General features: G+C 35.8%; 11 protein-coding genes. 4 read left to right on the top strand and 7 right to left on the bottom strand.

Annotated elements, in window-relative coordinates; translation table 11 throughout:
* Positions 1-85: 85 nt before the first annotated feature.
* The 7 genes from GFO_RS09240 to proC form a co-directional block, all read right to left on the bottom strand.
* Entirely contained in the window at positions 86-1,573 is a 1,488-nt protein-coding gene (locus tag GFO_RS09240; protein WP_011709839.1) for a S10 family peptidase, read from the bottom strand.
* Positions 1,574-1,603: 30 nt separating this feature from the next.
* Complete coding sequence (locus GFO_RS09235) at positions 1,604-3,274, bottom strand: AarF/UbiB family protein (RefSeq protein WP_011709838.1); 1,671 nt, start codon at positions 3,272-3,274, stop codon at positions 1,604-1,606.
* Between the two features lie 47 nt (positions 3,275-3,321).
* Complete coding sequence (locus GFO_RS09230) at positions 3,322-5,325, bottom strand: monovalent cation:proton antiporter family protein (RefSeq protein ID WP_011709837.1); 2,004 nt, start codon at positions 5,323-5,325, stop codon at positions 3,322-3,324.
* A gap of 119 nt (positions 5,326-5,444) precedes the next feature.
* On the bottom strand, positions 5,445-7,313 hold the full coding sequence (locus tag GFO_RS09225) for a M61 family metallopeptidase (RefSeq protein WP_011709836.1): 1,869 nt from the start codon (positions 7,311-7,313) through the stop codon (positions 5,445-5,447).
* 101 nt (positions 7,314-7,414) lie between these two features.
* On the bottom strand, positions 7,415-8,614 hold the full coding sequence (locus GFO_RS09220; RefSeq protein WP_011709835.1) for a glutamate-5-semialdehyde dehydrogenase: 1,200 nt from the start codon (positions 8,612-8,614) through the stop codon (positions 7,415-7,417).
* A 35-nt stretch (positions 8,615-8,649) separates the two neighbouring features.
* Positions 8,650-9,423, bottom strand: coding sequence for a glutamate 5-kinase (gene proB, locus GFO_RS09215; RefSeq protein WP_011709834.1), 774 nt, complete (start codon positions 9,421-9,423; stop codon positions 8,650-8,652).
* A 42-nt stretch (positions 9,424-9,465) separates the two neighbouring features.
* Entirely contained in the window at positions 9,466-10,272 is an 807-nt protein-coding gene (gene proC, locus GFO_RS09210; RefSeq protein WP_011709833.1) for a pyrroline-5-carboxylate reductase, read from the bottom strand.
* Between the two features lie 602 nt (positions 10,273-10,874).
* Between proC and GFO_RS09205 the strand changes: the two genes are divergently transcribed.
* From GFO_RS09205 to GFO_RS09190, 4 genes are read left to right on the top strand one after another with little or no spacing between them, the layout of a single operon-like run.
* Positions 10,875-14,534: a chemotaxis protein CheB gene (locus GFO_RS09205; RefSeq protein WP_011709832.1), complete on the top strand. Its 3,660-nt coding sequence runs from the start codon at positions 10,875-10,877 to the stop codon at positions 14,532-14,534.
* Positions 14,535-14,541: 7 nt separating this feature from the next.
* A complete protein-coding gene (locus tag GFO_RS09200; RefSeq protein ID WP_011709831.1) occupies positions 14,542-16,755 on the top strand; it encodes an ATP-binding protein in 2,214 nt (737 codons plus the stop codon).
* 55 nt (positions 16,756-16,810) lie between these two features.
* Positions 16,811-17,371, top strand: coding sequence for a response regulator (locus GFO_RS09195; RefSeq protein WP_011709830.1), 561 nt, complete (start codon positions 16,811-16,813; stop codon positions 17,369-17,371).
* Positions 17,355-17,909, top strand: coding sequence for a biliverdin-producing heme oxygenase (locus GFO_RS09190; protein ID WP_011709829.1), 555 nt, complete (start codon positions 17,355-17,357; stop codon positions 17,907-17,909). Before GFO_RS09195 ends, GFO_RS09190 begins: the two co-directional genes overlap by 17 nt.
* Positions 17,910-18,097 lie beyond the last annotated feature (188 nt).

Here is an 18,097-nt window from a genome sequence, read left to right as displayed (position 1 = left end):
CAACAAAAAGCTCATCAATATTAATTAGAAGCTGAAACAAGTTCAGCTTGACGAAAAATGAACTTTTGAGACAGTTTTTTCTGATCTAATATTTAGCAGGATTTTCTCCCGGTAAGCTATTCTGAATAAATTCTCTTAGATCGTCATTCGCTTTTTTAAGATCATCATTTCTAAGATACATCATATGGCCGCTGCGGTAACCTTTAAAGCTAAGGCGGTCTTTCATTTTCCCACTAGGATCAAGCTGCCACATAGAGTATTTCGCATTGAAATATGTGGTAGCACCATCAAAATAACCAGACTGAATTAAGACGTCCAGGTTTGCATTTTGAGCCATTGCCTGTCTTAAGTTTTCGCCGCTATTATTTCCACTTCTATCCCATGGATGAACAGGACCGAACATATAGTATTTAAGATCGGTCTTAAAGTTTAATTCTTCTCTTAGGTAATAATTGATGGCCGGAGTGAACGAATGCAACCAGGAAGTTAGTTCAGCGTTGTAATCTGGATTATTACCGGCATCTTTAGAATCAAGTCCGCGATATCGGGAGTCCAGACGGCCTACAGTATAACCTTCTTTTTCCCTTAATAGCTCTTTCCAGAAATATCTAAAAGGTACTTCCAGATTATTCTGAAGGATCACCTCTTTCTTTATCCCTGAATAATAGGCCATTTTCTCAGCGACTTCCTGTCTTTTAGAATTCTCATTAAAACCTCCTTTTACTAAAACAGGTAGTAATTCATTGATCGCATAATTCTCCACTTCTGGCAATAATTCATCAAGATCTTTGTTTTGCAATTCTAAAGGTAGCGCTTTATGGTACCATGCAGCTGCGGCGAAATAAGGAAGTCGGTTGGCAATTTCTACCGGTCCTTCACGATCCAGGCCAATCTCGGTAGGAGAAACCAGGATCACTCCATTTAAATACATCCACTGGCTGTTTTGTAATTCCAGTGCCAGACCTGAAACTCTGGTAGTACCGTAACTTTCTCCAATAAGATATTTTGGCGATAACCATCTGTTTTTTCGAGTAACAAAAGTGTTTAGCCATTCTGCCAAATATTCAATATCAGCCTGCACCCCAAAGAATTTTTCTCTGTCAACTTTTCCTTCAGCATCAGGAATAGGTCTGGAATAGCCAGTATTCACAGGGTTTACATAGACAATATCTGCCACGTCAAGAATGGAATGTGGATTTTCCTTAATTCCATATGGCTGAATTGGGAATCCCTCATCATCTATTTTTAAAACACGAGGACCCGTATAAGCAATGTGCATCCAAACGGAAGCAGATCCTGGACCGCCATTAAAGGAGATCACTAAAGGACGATTTTCGGTATTTTTCACACCTTTTTTGGTGTAGTAAGTATAGTAAAGACTGGCTATAGGGTTTCCATCATTGTTCCAAAGTGGCATCATCCCGGTTTCGGCTGTATAATCTATAGATTTGCCATTAATGTTTACTGAATGCTGTGTGGTTACGGCTGTGTCTACCGGAATTTCAACCTTTTGTGCTTGAACTTCAATTATGGAAATAGATAAAAGAAGTAGTAATAAGTAAAGTTTTCTCATTTCAAATTATGGATTCTGAATTTTTAAAATTTAGTTCTTATTATTTAAGTTTTCGTCACGAAATATGATCACATAGCTAAGCACTATTGCACCCACGGCAGCCAATAGGAAAAATAACATGGCCAGGCCGGGATAGCCAAAGATCGTAAAGTCTGATGGCACCTGCATAAGCATGGAGGCTCCAATGATCATGGAAGCTATAATAAGCCCTAGCGTAATACGGTTTGCTACTTTCTGAAAACCATCGGTAACTCTTTTCTCGTCAATAGCATCGATCTTTATTTTGAATTCATTGTTCGCCAGATTCTCTGAAATTTGATTCATTCTTTCTGGCATCTTTTCAATAAAATGCTTGGATTCAATAAGCGTACTAAAGAAATTCTCAGGTTTTAACTCGCTGAGCATTTTCTTACGCATAATCTCATGCACATTACGTTGAATAGCTGCACGCAGATCAAATTCCGGATCCAGCATCGCCACGATCTGGTCAAGATTTAATAGGATTTTTCCGAGGATATTAATTTCAACCGGAAGTTTAATGTGGGTACTAAGTGCTAGCCGGTTTAGTTGAATTAAAATTCTTCCTGTTTGAAGATCTTTAGCCCGGCTGTGCTCACTTTCCATGATCACATCGCTCACCGTTTTTGAAAATTGTTTCTTTTGAGATTCTTCTGTTAGTTCGCTCATTTTTAGAAGGGAATGAGCCGTCTTCTCCCCGTTGCTCTGACTAATAGCTAATAGAAGTTCAATAAGATTTTCCTGAAGTTTAGGACTGAACCTGGCGACCATCCCGAGGTCTATAAGAGCGATCTTATTATCATCGGTAAATTTGATATTTCCGGGATGTGGATCTGCATGAGCAAAGCCATCGTTGATGATTTGCTGTAAATAAGCTTCTACGAGTTCTTCAACTAATTCAGAAAAATCATTTTCCATTTGGCGTAATGGGGAAAGAGATGTGATCTTCTTTCCGCTTACAAATTCCATAGTTAAAACTCTGGTAGAACTGTAATCATCTACCGGAGCCGGAATAATTAAATGTTCGAATTGCTGAAGATTTCTTTTTAAAGTTTTTAGGTTTTGCGCCTCTTTATTGTAGTCCAGTTCATTGATTAAAATCCGCCTTAATTCCGCAAAAACTTCATCAATAGCATAAGTTTTTGCAGTTTCCAGATGGTTTACAGCTAAAGCAGTAAGTTCATCAAGCGTATCCAGATCTTCCATGAATTGCTTAGCAATACCCGGCCTTTGAACTTTTACGGCTACAGGTCTGCCAGAGTGCAATTCAGCGCGATGCACCTGTCCAATAGAAGCGCTCGCCAGAGGTGTTTCATCAAAAGAATTAAATGCCCTTGAAATTTTAGTGCCAAGTTCTTTCTCAATGATTTCCTTTATTTCCCCGAAAGGAACCGGAGAAACATTGTCTTGAAGATTGGCCAGGGCTTTCAGGTAATTATCTGGTAACAAATCGGGTCTTGTAGAAAGTAACTGTCCCAGCTTAATATAAGTAGGTCCCATTTGTTTGAGGTCTTCTACCAATTCTTCAGGACTTTGATCAAATTTATGATCTTCATCCTCTTCTTCGAGTGTATCATTTAATGCTGCGGCACTGGTTTGGCGAAATAAATCGCTGTTCCAGTATTTAAGCATAAAATGAATGAATTTATAATACCTCTTGATCTTATCTGGCGTATTGCTCATTAATGGCGTAAATTGTTAGGTGCCTAAATTTATAAAATTAAGCGAGATTAAAAGGAAAGCAGATTATTTAAATGGTTAATGTTATTTGGATGACCGAATAAGTATAGCAGATCTCCCTGATGAATGATAGTCTCAGGAGAGATTTCAGTAAGATATCTTCTATCTCGTTGAATAGCCAGTAAGGTGACCCGATAATTCTTTCCAATGCCCGAATCCTCGATGGTTTTACCTACAATTTGATGATTGTCTTTTTTAACTTTAAGCGTTACGATCTCTCTATTCGGAATATTTAAATGTTGCAGAGCAGGGGAGTGCGGACTCTTCTTCATGGAAGTAAGCATCTCATAATCTGAAGAACGAATCTGGTTGATAAATTCCTGAATTTCATCAAATGGAACCAGGTACTTTTTTAAAACCCTTGTGAAAATTTCAATAGAAGTTTCAAATTCTTCCGGAATAACTTCATCTGCACCAAGCCGGATTACATCTTCCATTTCCTTAACATACTTTGTTCTTACAATAATTGTCGCAGTTTGGGTAAACTGTCTAATACTCATCAGCATTTTTTTTGTCGCTCCGGGATCTGAAATTGCAATTACGATAACCCTTGCTTCCTGAACATGTGCATGCTTTAAGATGGTATCGTTGGTAGCATCTCCAAAAATAATGGGCTCCTTATTTTCTTTTGCTTTCTCAAAAGATTCTGGATTAGCATCAATGATTACGTAAGGGATTTCGGCCTTTTTCGCCGCTTTTGAGATATTAGAACCGTTAATACCATAACCTATAAGAACCAAATGATCATGTAGGTTTTCTTCTGAAAACTCCTCTTCAGCTTTAGTACTTCGCTTGATGTTTTCAAGACGTTTTCTAACGGAAGCAGGAATGGGAGCTTTAAGAATTGCATAGGTAATTCTTGGAGCTGAAGCAATTAAAAATGGCGTAACACCAATCGTTATAATTGATATCGCCAGGAAGTACTGATAAATATTTTCAGGAATAATGCCATTGTCTTTTCCTACTCCTGAAAGTAACAACGCAAATTCTCCAACCTGAAAAAGACTGAATAAGGATAGAAAAATAGTCCGTACGGGATATTTTAAAATTAGAACCGTGAGACCAACTACCAGCATTTTTAAGAAGATCACTCCAATTACCAGCAGGAAGATATTCAATAAATTGTTAAAGAAAAACTCCAGGTTCAGCAGGGTTCCTACAGAGATAAAGAAGAAACTGATAAAAATTTCCCTAAACGGCAGCACGTTTGCAGTTGCCTGATGGCTATAGTCTGATTCAGAAATAATAAGTCCGGCGAAAAAAGCGCCTAGAGCCAATGATAATCCAACGGTGGAGGTAAGCCAGGCAACACTAAAACAAAATACTACCACCGTTAGAATGAATAACTCCTTATTTTTTGTTTTTACAACCCAGCCGAAAACCTTTGGTACCACAAACCGAGCAAGAATATAAACAATCATAAGCACGAGTAATATCTTTAATACCATGATGATGATCGTAGATACTATATTAGGAGTTTCTCCTGCAAGAAGCGGAGTAAACAACATCATAGGCACTACGATAATATCCTGAAATATCAATATTCCAAGGCCTATTTTACCATGAGGTGTGGAAATTTCACCTTTCTCCTGAAGTAATTTTAAAACAATTGCTGTACTACTTAAGCTAAAAAGGAAACCAAGAAATATGGAAGTATTTAAAGGTAAACCTATAAAATAGGAGATGGCCGCGGTAATTGCAATGGTGCCACCTACTTGCAAACTACCACCAATGAAGATGATTTTTTTTATGGCGGCCAGCCCTTTTAGTGATAATTCTATTCCAATAACAAAGAGTAAAAAGATAATTCCAATTTCAGAAAGTAATTCCACTTCATGTTGGGAGCTTATTAAATTAAAAGCATGAGGACCTGCAATTATTCCTGCGATGAGGAAGCCCAGAATCGCCGGCAGTTTTAATTTTTGAAAAACTAAAATGATAACTATAGATAATCCTAAAATAATAACTATGTCCTGTAGAATAGGTATTTCCATGAATTGGCTGGTTTTAATCGAATTTAAAGATAATAAGTTATGCGGTTTGTATAGAACTTAAAACAAAAAAAGCGGCAGGAAAATCCTACCGCTACTTTATAATTAATAGTTCAAATAATTTATCCCTTTAACCAGGCATTTCTTAGTTCCATCTGGTTTCCATCTGTAGTTTGCATTTCCACCATTTTCATTTCCTTATCCATTGGTTTAGTGACTTTCCCTTCCAGTTTCATTTCTGCGCCATCTCTAATTATGGTCATGCTAATGGCATCTCCTTTTTTCCAGTTATTTGAAGCATTAATCAAATCGTATACATTTTTGATATTGTACTCGGTACCGTTGATAGTTTTTACGATATCTCCACCTTTAACACCAAGGTCTTTAAGAAATGTATTTAATTCAATATTATCTCTAAATATTATTTGCATCGTTTCTTGATTCGCAGTGATATAAGGAGTTTGACCTTTAAGAAAATACCCGACTTCACTCATCATTTCTTTTTCCTCTATACCGGCTTTCGCAAAAAACTCATTATATGGAATAGGAGTAGTACCGGTAATATAGGTATCGAAGAAATCCTGAATTTCAGGATAAGTCAATTCCACAATATTTGATATTAACTGGTCATCATCAAAAGGTTTGTCTTTTCCATATTTAGCATTCAGCTTTTTCATTAAGTCAAGAATACCTGTTTTGCCACCGCTAAGTTCTCTTAAGCGAATATCCAGAGCCATTCCTATAAGTGCTCCTTTCTGATAAACGTTATAATAACTATCCTTATACTCATCGGTTAGAATATTCTTGCTCATTACAGTAAAAGGAACGGTATCATCAAATCTTTTAGATACATTTATTTTATCTACCATTCTATCATAGAATTCCTGGTTACTTATCAATCCCTGGTTTACCTGGAAAAGATTGGCAAAATATTCAGTCACTCCTTCATACATCCATAAATGCTGTGACATTTTTGGATCGTTATAGTCAAAATAATGTACTTCTTTAGAATGTATTCCAAGAGGAGTAATAATATGGAAGAATTCATGAGAAACAATATCGGTCATACTTTTATCAAGCGCGGCAGCTTCCATAGTTTCAGGCATCACAACTACCGTAGAAGTATGGTGTTCTAACGCTCCAAAATTACCGGCATCATTCTGTCCCGGTGTTGCAGATAAATAAACAAGAATGGCATATTTATCTGTACTATTAATGTCTCCAAGGAATTTTTTCTGAGCGCGGATCATTTTTTCCATTCCAGGTTTAAGACTCTCTGCGGAAAATTTCTTATTTGGAGAATATACGTCTATGAGTACCTGCATATCCTGCACCATAAAGCTGGTAGTATCAGGGCTGGAGTACATAATAGGATTATCAATTACTTCAAAATACCGATCCAGATTATAGATGTCGGTTTTGCTATTTTCACCCTCAATCGTTTGATCTACAGTAAGTGCTGTTCCCGGGATTAATTCGGAAGGTCTCTGAATTTCAAGACGAAATTCCTTTTCTGTCATTTTATCAAAATACCCTACAAAAGCATGCAGGTTTAGAAGAAAGTTCTTGTCTTTAAGAATATTAGTACCAGCCATAGAATAAACACCGCCTTCGCCTTCCCAGTCGAAAGAATCGTTAACCTGGTACATGACCTTATCAAGATCTTTTGCATTTTTAATAGACCAGCTGTTTTCATCTATTTTCACAAACTCCATCTCATCACCTTTATAATTTAAGGCTTTGAAGTTTTCTGAAAATTTCCCGTAGTTGTCTGTAGAGTAGGTGCCCGGAACTGTTTTTGGGATATAAAAACTTGTACTGTCTATAGTAAACCTGTCAGGATTAACGGTAACCCATACTTTATCATTTTCTACATCTACCAGATTAATATTAGCAACGGTAGGTTTTGTGGTAGGTGTTTCAGTTACATTTTGAGTTTTACAGGCAAAAAGAAGTGAGACTGTAGCAACTCCCAGAATTATTTTTTTCATGAAATATTATCTTTAGGATGTTAGACTGGATTTTAAGTAATTTGTTACAATCAAAAAAGGCGCTGATTGGCGCCTTTTTTATTTTCTATGAATACTATTCCTTATTCTCTAATATGTCCTTCACCCAACACATAGTATTTATTGGTTACTAATTGCTTAAGACCTAGTGGCCCTCGGTGATGTAATTTATCTGTACTAATTGCCAGCTCTGCACCAGCTCCCATTTGCCCACCATCGGTAAATCGGGTAGAGGCATTATGATATACAGCAGCACTATCTACCTGCTCCATAAAAGTAGCAGCTTCTTCTTTATCTTTAGTAATAATTACAGAAGAGTGCCCTCCGGAATATTTGTTGATCTTTTCAATAGCGTCGTTTGTACCATCTATAGAGCCAAGTACAATTCTCATAGCAAGAAATTCCTCATACCAGGTATCTTCAGAAGGTATTTTCTCTGCGTCTGGAAGTATCTTCGCAACATCATCATCTACCAGAATATTCACTTTGTTTTGAGAAAACATCTCGTAAAGTTCTTTCACTTTATTTTCAAAATCTGGAAGGTTCTTATCAATAAGTACTTTATCAAGTGCATTACAACCTGAGATCTTATCGATTTTGGCATTCAGCATTACTTTCTTCGCTACTTCCATATCGGCATTCTTAGAAACATAAAGGAAGTTATTTCCTCTACCACTTACCAGCACTGCGCCGGTTGCATGTTCTTTCACGAATGCAATTAAACGTTCTCCACCTCTTGGTACTATTAGGTCTAATTGCACCGGTGGATTTTTAAGAAATTCCTGAGTCTTGGTTCTGTCTAAATGAAGGAGTTCGATCCAGTCTTTTTCAAGATCATTTTCTTTCAAGGCTTCATGCCAGCACTCTTCAAGAATTTGATTACTATTTATAGCTTCTTTACCTCCTTTAAGGTAAATTTTATTATTTGCTTTAAATGCAAGTACAGCTGCTTCAATGGTAACATCAGGTCTAGATTCGTAAATGATCATGATGTTTCCAAAAGGGGCTGTTTTATTAGTAATATCAAGACCTGTATCTAGCTTTTTATGCTCTATAGTTTTTCCAACAGGGTCATCCTGATCCATTACCTCTTTTACAGACTGAATCATTCCATCTACTTTCTTGTCATTCACGATAAGACGGTCGTACATGGCCTGATCTTCTTTAGTAAAAGCATCAAGATCTTTTTTATTGGCTGCAATTATTTCTTCACGTCTTTTATCCAGAATTTTCATCATGGATTTAAGTACACTATTTTTAACTTCTGATTTTATCAACTTCATTTCTTCGTTTCTTTAGTTTAGTTAATCTATTTTTTTTACGAGGTAAATTTGGTTCCTACAGGTTTACCGGCCATTATATCTAGTATTACATCTTCACGTTTACCGTTGGCGATGTAAGTAGTAATATTCTTGGCTGCAGTACCTTTAGCGATCTTAATTTTGGATTCCATACCTCCTCGGCCTTCACCTTCACCTTTGTCAGATTCCTGAACGTATTTTTCAACATTTTCATCGACCTGTACATTGTTTAGCTTTTCTGAATCGTCATGTTCAGGGTGTCCGGTATATAATCCATCGGTATCACTAAGAATAATCAACTTTTCAGCATCGATTAATTCAGCAACCAGACTCGCCAATTCATCATTATCAGAGAACATAGACATGGTCACCGATACTGCATCATCTTCATTCGCAATAGGAATTATTCCTTCTGAAAGTAAAGATTCATAACAATTGATCATATTCTCCCTGTGAATTCCAGGGCTAAAATCTCTTTTCGTAGCTAGTACCTGGGCACATCTCATTCCGTAATCATGGAAGATACTATAATAGTGTCTCATCATTCTAGGTTGTCCCACAGAGGAATAAACCTGTCTACGTTTACTTGCATCCTCAATATTAATTTCGCCAAGAATCTCCTTACCAGCGATCGCTGATCCTGAAGAAACTAATACCACCATAATGTCTTCTTCATATAAAGTGGCGATTTGTCTTACGAGGCTTTTTAATACCGGGCCTAATATTCTATTATCTTTATTGGTCATTACATTTGTACCGACCTTTACAACAATTCTTCTCTTTTTATCCATTTTTAGAGTCTTTTGTTATCTCAATTTTGAATATTAATATAATTATTTTTCTTCTCCAAGTTCTACTGCACGGTCAAAAGCCGCATAGGCTGCATCTTTAATTAATTCTTTAACGTTGTTATCGTCCATAGAATCTAATGCTGCTCTGGTAGTTCCACCTTTAGATGCTACACGATCCATCCAGGTGTCTGGAGAAAGATCATTCTGATTGAATAATTCAACGGCACCTTCAAAAGTTTGACTTACCAATACTTTGGAATCATTTTTAGAGAATCCCATTTTTAGAGCTGCTTCCAGCATAGAATTCATAAAATAGAAAACATATGCCGGCCCACTACCAGAAATCCCTGTAGAAGCATCTATATAATTCTCATTTTCCACATGTATGGATTCTCCTGTAGTATCTAACAGATTTCTCACCATTAATAACTCCACGCGAGATACTTCTTTAGATTCTGTATAGGAAGTAACACCTTTTCCAACCTGGGCTGGAAGATTAGGCATAGATCTAACAACTTTTTTAACACCAAGACCTTCCTGAATTTTATTAATAGTTACACCGGCCATAAGAGATACAAATATTTGATCCTTATTAACCATCGACTTCATTTCTTCAAAAAGGTCATCACAGTGGTAGGGTTTTACTGCAACGAATACCATATCTGCTTTGGGCAGGCACTCTTCAAGAGACTCATACACATCAAAGTGGTCAAGATCTCTTAATCTTGCTATCACATCTGCTGACTTATCGAAAATCATAAGGTTTCTGCGATTAAGCATGGCAGATTGTGCCATCCCTTCAGCATAAGTTAATCCCATGTTTCCTGCTCCAATAACTAATGTCTTCATTTTTACTTTTTTGGTTCAATTAATTTTAGCTTTCTGCTAATTAGTTCCGCCCATTATTTGGCAAATACCATGCGATAAAGCCAGTATTGCTAATTAGAATTTAGTTTAGCCTTATAATTTAGCCTGATTTGGCGAAAGCATACATTAATAAAAACATAAATTCCACTAAAATATATTGATTTTTAAGTCGGGATAAGTGTTTAATACTCAATAAATCATTTCATTTTGTGAATATTTCTGTTTATTCACTCCATCAGCATGGAAATATGTAATCAGAAAATGATCTTTATTTTAAGCCTAGATCAATATCTCTTAAAATTATGTTAATTACCGATTCGATTTTCTAATTGGTTCAATTCTTTGCAGAAATGGCAATAATCTGAAATTATGTCATGCTTTTTGGCTTCAATGCTCATTTAAGCTCGTATTTTATTGTTTTTTATCAATATTGAAAGATCTAAACCTTTGGAAACATCAGTTAATACTAATCATTTGCCGCAATAAATGTTTGATTTGTAGTATAAAAAGATGTGAAAAAATTATATTATTACGTTTTGAAAAATTTTGGATATTTTTAGAGTAATAACTTACTGCTCAGATTAATGGAAAATACGAAAGAGGTTTCTACAGTAGCAACTGTAAATGAAAGTAATATAGATCAACCAAGAATAGTTGCAGTTGGAGCGAGTGCTGGCGGATTAGAAGCCTTAAAGGCATTCTTCAAAAATATTTCTGCTAATGATAAAAGTGCTTTTGTTGTAATTCAGCATTTATCCCCGGATTACAAAAGCATGATGGGTGAGCTTCTAAGTAAGAATAGCAATCTACCAATTGTTCAGATCAAAGATCAGATGGAGATTAAAAAGGGGCATATATACCTTATCCCACCAGCCAATAATCTTGTTCTCGAAGATGAAATTCTCAGACTTACTGAAAAGCCTAAAAACCAGACCCTCAATCTGCCTATAGATATGTTTTTCGAATCTATGGCGAAGCAAAGAAAAGAAAGGGCTATTGGGGTAGTATTGAGTGGTACAGGTAGTGATGGTACCAGGGGAACCAGGGCTATTAAGGAAAATGATGGAATGGTGATGGTGCAGAATCCCAAACAGGCAAAGTTTGACGGGATGCCGAAGAGTGCCATTAATACCGGTCTTGTAGATTATATTTTACCTGTAGAAGAGATGGGGCCCGAGTTAAAAGATTTTATTTCAAGTCCTCCTATATTTCATTTTAAAGATGGCGATGTTCAATACGATGAAAAGGAATTAAATAAAATACTTAATTATATCGATGAAAAGTCTGGACTGGACTTTAGAGAATATAAATATGCTACGCTGGCCAGAAGAGTTGCCAGAAGGGTTAATATCTGCAAATGTCAAAATTTAAAGGAATATTATAACTTTTTAACCAGTGAAAATGAGGAAGTAGAAATTTTATATAGAGAATTTCTTATTGGGGTTACAAAGTTTTTTCGTGATGATGAAGTATGGGAATCTTTGATGACTCATGTTTTTCCAAAAATGATTCACGAAAAAGCGGACGGGGAAATTTTAAAAGTCTGGGATGTAGCATGTAGCACCGGTGAGGAAGCATATTCTTTTGCTATGTGTTTACATGAAGAAATGGAAAAACAGGGTAAAAATATTGAGATTAAAATTTTTGCTACAGATATTTCTCAACCGCATCTTGATATTGGTAGTAAGGGGTTCTATCCGGAAAGCATCGTTGCCGATGTGTCTAAAGATTTTTTACTTAAATACTTCGTTAGTAAATCTAATGGATATAAGGTTTCTGATAGAATAAGGAGATCGGTTGTTTTTTCCAGACATAATATTATTAAGAATCCACCTTTCAGTAATATGGATATGGTGGTATGTCGAAATCTGCTTATTTATTTCCAGAATAGTATTCAGAAGAAAGCACTTAATATGTTGCACTATGCTTTAAAGGAAAATGGGGTGCTCGTTTTGGGAACCAGCGAAAGTGTACATTCCCACCAGGAAAATTTCAGCGAGATAGATAGGAAATGGAAGATCTATAAAAATATTAAACCAAGTACCAGACTTAAAAACGGAGTAGGTCAAGCATCTATTTCTGAAAATTCAACAGCAGAATTGCATCAAAATAAGGCTAAAAGAAAACGAAAAGCAACCAGGCCACATTCAAATCCCATTCGGCAAAAGTTACAGGGAGAATTGAATGAAATGATTCTGGAACAATTTGGGGGAGCCTCTGTCTTTGTTGATTCAGATTATAATATTCTTCAGGCTGTGGGCGAGTTCCGGAAATATGCCAATTTACCGGTAAGCGGGTTTTCGATAAACTTATTAGATATGCTGGATACTGAACTTAAATATGCTGTTCAGTCTACATTTAATAAAGCATTTAAGGAAGACAGAAAGGTGGTTTATCGTGATGCAGTAATCAATCAAAGAAGTGAGAGGTTTGGTGCAGATATAATAGTAAAACCATTTAAAGATTATAGTCTTGGGGGTGAAACTAATTATATCATCTCTTTTATAGAAAAGGATATTGATTTTGAAGAAATAGAAGAGGTCGCTAAAATTAGTCCATCAAGTCAAACCAAGGAATATGTCGCAAGCCTTGAAAATGAATTAAAGGATACTAAAGAAGATCTGCAAACCTCACTGGAGGAAATAGAAACCAGTAACGAGGAATTACAGGCTGCAAATGAGGAACTTCTGGCTTCCAATGAAGAATTACAGAGTACCAATGAAGAACTCCAGAGTGTAAATGAAGAGATAAATACGGTAAATGCCGAGAATGTTCAGAAGATGGATGATCTGGCAGCATTAAACGCCGATATGAATAACCTTCTGAAAAGCACCGATATTGGAGTGATTTTCCTGGATTCTGATTTTAAAATTCGAAAGTTTACGCCAGCTATCAAAAAGCATTTCAGTCTTATAAATGGGGATCTAGGCAGGCCTATAGATAATTTCACCAATAGTTTTGGTTTGACCAGGAAACAAAGCTTTCTGGATCGCTGCGATAGAGTGCTGAAAACCGGAAAAGTGCTTGAAAAGCACATTGTTTCGAGAGAAGGGAAGAATTACCTGCAAAGAATTTCTCCTTATATGGAATCTAACAATGAAATAAACGGAGTGGTAATTTCTTTTATTGATATTGAAAGTATTCAAAAATCTAAAGAGCGATTAATTGCTAGTGAAAAGCGTTTCAAATCTTTTTATGAGGACGATCCTGTTTTACATATTAGTGTAGATTCAGAAACTTCAAAAATTATACATTGTAATAAGAAAGCTATTCAAAAGCTTGGATATGAAACTAAAGAGGATCTTATAGGAAAATTAATACCAGATTTATTTGATAAAGATTCTCAGGCGGTAGTAATGCAATTAAAGTCCAGTATTAAAAAATCGGGGGAATTAATCAATCTTGATCAGAATATGGTCACGAAAAAAGGAAGATTATTACCGGTTATTTTAAACGCAACGGCAGAGAAGGACGAGGATGATAAACTTAAAACAATACGTTATACCTGCGTTGATATCTCGGCACTTAAGAAAGCTCAGGAACAATTAAAAGAGCAGAAAAATGATCTTGAAAGAGCAAATCGGGATCTTGAGCAATTTGTATCTATATGCTCCCATGACCTTCAGGAACCTTTGGCAACCATCAAATTTGGTAGTGATGTACTGGGAAAAATGTATGCCAGTAAATTGGATGAAAAAGGTGAAAACTATATAAAATATATTAAGGACGCCTCAGACAGGCTTTCGGCTCAAATACGTGCATTGCTGGAACATTCCAGAATTGGTAAGAATGGTAATAAAACACTGGTGAATACCAAAGAGATGGTTGAGGTTGTTAAATATGACCTCGGAAAAAGAATTAGGGATTCTAAAGCCCAGATACATACAGGCGCTTTACCAAAGATAAAAGCTTATGAGGTTGAGTTAAGATTGTTATTTCAGAATTTAATTAGTAATGCTATTAAATATGTTCCAAAAGACAGAAAACCAGAAATAAGAATTTCTGCCTATAGAGAAGATAAACATTGGGTATTTTCTATCGTTGATAATGGAGTAGGTATTTCAGAAGAAGATCAGCGAAACATATTTACCATTTTCAATAGGGTTCCTGGAAATGATGATATGGAAGGAACCGGAGTTGGTCTTGCCCATGTAGAGAAAATTGTATTGCTGCACGAAGGAACTATTTGGGTAGACTCGCAAGTCGGAGTAGGAAGTACTTTTTACTTTAAATTAAAAGCTTAAAACCATAATGGCTGATAGTATTCGGTATCCCGGAAAAGTTGATCTTTCCAGTTGTGAAAAAGAACCAATACATATTATTGGGACTTCTCAAGCCCATGGGGTAATAGTAGCCTATGACAGGAAGAGTTCTAAAATAACTCAGATTGGTGAAAATTGTAAAGAATTGTTTGGAATTTCCGCAGAAGATCTGCTTGGCCAGGGTCTGGAGTCTATTTTCAGTAAAAATGTTACGCAACGCATTACTAACAGCCTTAAGGAGGACGGAGTTTTTGACATTGAAGAAACAGAGATTAACGGTAAAAAGTTTATAGTAATTCCGCAAATAACCAGTGAAAATCTTATTCTTGATATTGAATTGATCGATGATAAGAGGGAGAGTTATGATTTCCAGAAAGAACTTAGCAGTTTGCTGAATACTTTAACTGCATCACGCACTGCTGAAGAACTTTGTAATGATGCCGCCAGGATTACCAAATCTATTTTTGAATATGATAGGGTAATGATCTATAAGTTTGATGAAGAATGGAATGGGAAGGTCATAGCCGAAGAAGTAAATGAGGGTATGGAAAGTTGGTTGGGACTGCAGTACCCTGCAAGTGACATTCCTAAACAAGCCAGACAGTTATTTCTGAAAAACAGGGTCCGTGCAATTTCAGATGTGAATTATTCTCCTGTAAATATTATCCCTCAAATTTCACCGGTCAATAATAAACCTCTCGATTTAACAAATTCAAAATTGCGAGGTGTTTCGCCCATCCATATTGAATACCTTCAGAATATGGGAGTTGGAGCGTCATTAACCGCGGCCTTGATTAGCAACGGTAAATTATGGGGCTTGCTGGCATGTCACCATAATACTTCGAAGTTTATTAATTATTATCAACGACAGACTTGTGAATTTCTTATTCAGGTATTTTCTAATGAGTTATCGGTAAAAGAGTCAGGTAGTTTTCTTTCAAATATTGAAAAGCTGGATGATTTGCGGGTGAAGCTTATCAACCAAATTCAGAAGAAAAACAGTATTAAAAAAGGACTAAGCTCTGCAAGAACAAAACTTACAGATTTTTTGAATTGCTCGGGAGCCGCAATAGTTTTAAACGGGAAAATAAAACTCCTGGGAGACACCCCGGAGAAAAAAGAGGTTAAACATTTGATTAAGAGTTTTCTTGCAAAACAGAATAAGAACCTATTTTTCACCCAAAATCTTCGACAGTTTTATCCAGAGGCTGAAAACTTTAAAGAAACAGGATCGGGTATCTTAAGTGTAAAGCTTGGACAAAGCGATAAAGATTTTCTTATCTGGTTTAGACCTGAGGTTATCCAGACTGTAGAATGGGGAGGAAACCCTGAAAATAAAGCTACTTATGACGAAGAAAGGAAACGTCTAACTCCACGCAAATCCTTTGAAAAGTGGACAGAAAAATTAACCGGAGTAGCTGATAGCTGGAAAGATTACGAAATAAGAGGAGCCAGTAAATTAAGTGAAAGTGTTAGTTATGTAGTTCTTGAAAATCAAAAGAAAGAGATAGATATATTGAATGAGCAGGTAGTTGATGCTCATAGGGAACTCGAATTATTTAGTCATGGATTATCCCATGATCTAAAAGCCCCGCTTAGAGGAATAGATGCTTACGCCCATATTCTTAAAGAAGATCATTATACAGATCTTCAAAAGGAAGGACAGATGGCTGTAGACACTATTTTAAGTTCTGCGGAGGAAATGAAAAATTTGATTGATGATATACTCTCTTTTGCCGGTGTAACCAATCGCGATATTCATAAGAATACGAATACTACCAATACCATGATCGATGATATTTTTATCTCGTTCAATACAAAATCAAACTATCCAGATACTGAAATACTTGTGGAAGCGCATATGCCTAAAATAATTGGCGATAAACGTATGCTTAGCCAGGTTTGGTCTAATCTTATTGCAAACGCTTTGAAGTACAGCGAAAAATCTATTAAACCCAAAATAGAGATCGGTAGTGAAGTACGAGATAGAAAAACAGTGTATTATATTAAGGATAATGGGATAGGTTTTGATTCAAAATACAACGAAGAAATTTTCAATCTATTTTCAAGATATTCGGGAGGGGATTATCAGGGCACAGGCATTGGTCTGGCAATTGCAAAAAAGATTATTGAGAAGCATGATGGTAAGATATGGGCAGAAAGTAAAGAAAATTGCGGCGCTACATTTTACTTTTTCGTGTAATCAATAAGACCTTTTAAAAAGTATTCATTTATTTTAGTGCATATTCAATTAGGAAATGATCAATAGAAAACTCAATATTTTATTAGTAGAAGACAATCCATCTGATATTTTCCTGATTAAAAGACAAATTAATAAGATTGTTTCTAAACCTGAAATTGAAGTAACCGACAATCTGGAAGGTTGTAAAGAACTCCTTGTGAATTTTGCCCCCGATGTGGTACTTTCTGACTACAACCTGCCAAAATGTACAGGTCTCGATATTCTGGAAATGGTAAAAGATCATGATAGCAGTATTGAGTTCATTTTCATTACGGGAACTATTAATGATGAAGAGTTAGCGGCTAATACAATTTTGAACGGAGCCTCAGGTTATATCTTGAAGAAGCATATTAATAACTTAGGTGAAAAGCTGGAACCACTTCTAAAGAAAGTGGTGATCAATATGATATCTACAGATGATCTGCGTGAGCGTATAAGAAATAACAAAATCACCGTCAATCAGATATATGATTATCTTGATAAAATCAATTCAGATAATGCCGAACAGCGGGACAATATTAAAAATATCAAACAAGCAATAAATAGATTTAACCTGGACAATGGAGATGCTGAATAGCATAAGAGAGGAAACTAAAGAGTTACATGCTAATATTGAAAAGTATAATATTGCTAATAAGATAATGGATCATTCCATTAAACTGGAAGAATATAAACTTCTGCTATTTCAGAATTATATGGCCTATAAAGCGGCAGAATCAGAAATTAAAAAATTCCTTCCAGATTATTCAACAGACAAAACAGACCGGCTAACACAGGATCTTGAAAATTTAGGAATTACAGATTTAAATTTTAAGCTTGATTTTATTTGTGAGAATGAAGCCGAGGCAATTGGTGCTGCCTATGTAGTTGAAGGCTCTGCCATGGGAGGGATGTTGATTGGGAAAGAGGTCAAAAATTGTAAATCCCTTAGTACGCTGCCTTCACAATTTTTCTTTAATGGCGAAAGAAGCGGGATGGCTGGCTGGAATGATTATTTGAAATTTATGAGATCACGTAATTTTTCAGAGCAGGAAATCAGCATTGCAACAAGTAAGGCGAAGGATACTTTTTTACTTTTTAAAGAAGCTTTCAATTTACAACTTTCAGATTGCTGAAGATTTTAGTGACTTTCCGTAGTTCATAAAATATTAAACACATTATTCTGAACTTGTTACAGAATCTCTTCATATTATAAACCAATACAATAAACGGATACCTTATAATAAATTATTGGTGACAAAATAACTATTATTGAAAAAACCAGATATATCAAAATTTGATTTTCCTAAGTTGTTTCCCAATT

The organism is Christiangramia forsetii KT0803 (genome assembly GCF_000060345.1).
GTDB lineage: Bacteria > Bacteroidota > Bacteroidia > Flavobacteriales > Flavobacteriaceae > Christiangramia > Christiangramia forsetii.
This window is presented reverse-complemented; position numbering and strand designations above follow the sequence as displayed.

Excerpts from the sequence above, each read along its gene's own strand:
- proC (WP_011709833.1), bottom strand. The coding sequence starts at position 10,272 with ATGAAGACATTAGTTATTGGAGCAGGAAACATGGGATTAACTTATGCT.
- GFO_RS09195 (WP_011709830.1), top strand. The coding sequence starts at position 16,811 with ATGATCAATAGAAAACTCAATATTTTATTAGTAGAAGACAATCCATCT.
- proB (WP_011709834.1), bottom strand. The coding sequence starts at position 9,423 with ATGGATAAAAAGAGAAGAATTGTTGTAAAGGTCGGTACAAATGTAATG.
- GFO_RS09220 (WP_011709835.1), bottom strand. The coding sequence starts at position 8,614 with ATGAAGTTGATAAAATCAGAAGTTAAAAATAGTGTACTTAAATCCATG.
- GFO_RS09240 (WP_011709839.1), bottom strand. The coding sequence starts at position 1,573 with ATGAGAAAACTTTACTTATTACTACTTCTTTTATCTATTTCCATAATT.
- GFO_RS09200 (WP_011709831.1), top strand. The coding sequence starts at position 14,542 with ATGGCTGATAGTATTCGGTATCCCGGAAAAGTTGATCTTTCCAGTTGT.
- GFO_RS09235 (WP_011709838.1), bottom strand. The coding sequence starts at position 3,274 with ATGAGCAATACGCCAGATAAGATCAAGAGGTATTATAAATTCATTCAT.
- GFO_RS09190 (WP_011709829.1), top strand. The coding sequence starts at position 17,355 with ATGGAGATGCTGAATAGCATAAGAGAGGAAACTAAAGAGTTACATGCT.
- GFO_RS09205 (WP_011709832.1), top strand. The coding sequence starts at position 10,875 with ATGGAAAATACGAAAGAGGTTTCTACAGTAGCAACTGTAAATGAAAGT.
- GFO_RS09225 (WP_011709836.1), bottom strand. The coding sequence starts at position 7,313 with ATGAAAAAAATAATTCTGGGAGTTGCTACAGTCTCACTTCTTTTTGCC.
- GFO_RS09230 (WP_011709837.1), bottom strand. The coding sequence starts at position 5,325 with ATGGAAATACCTATTCTACAGGACATAGTTATTATTTTAGGATTATCT.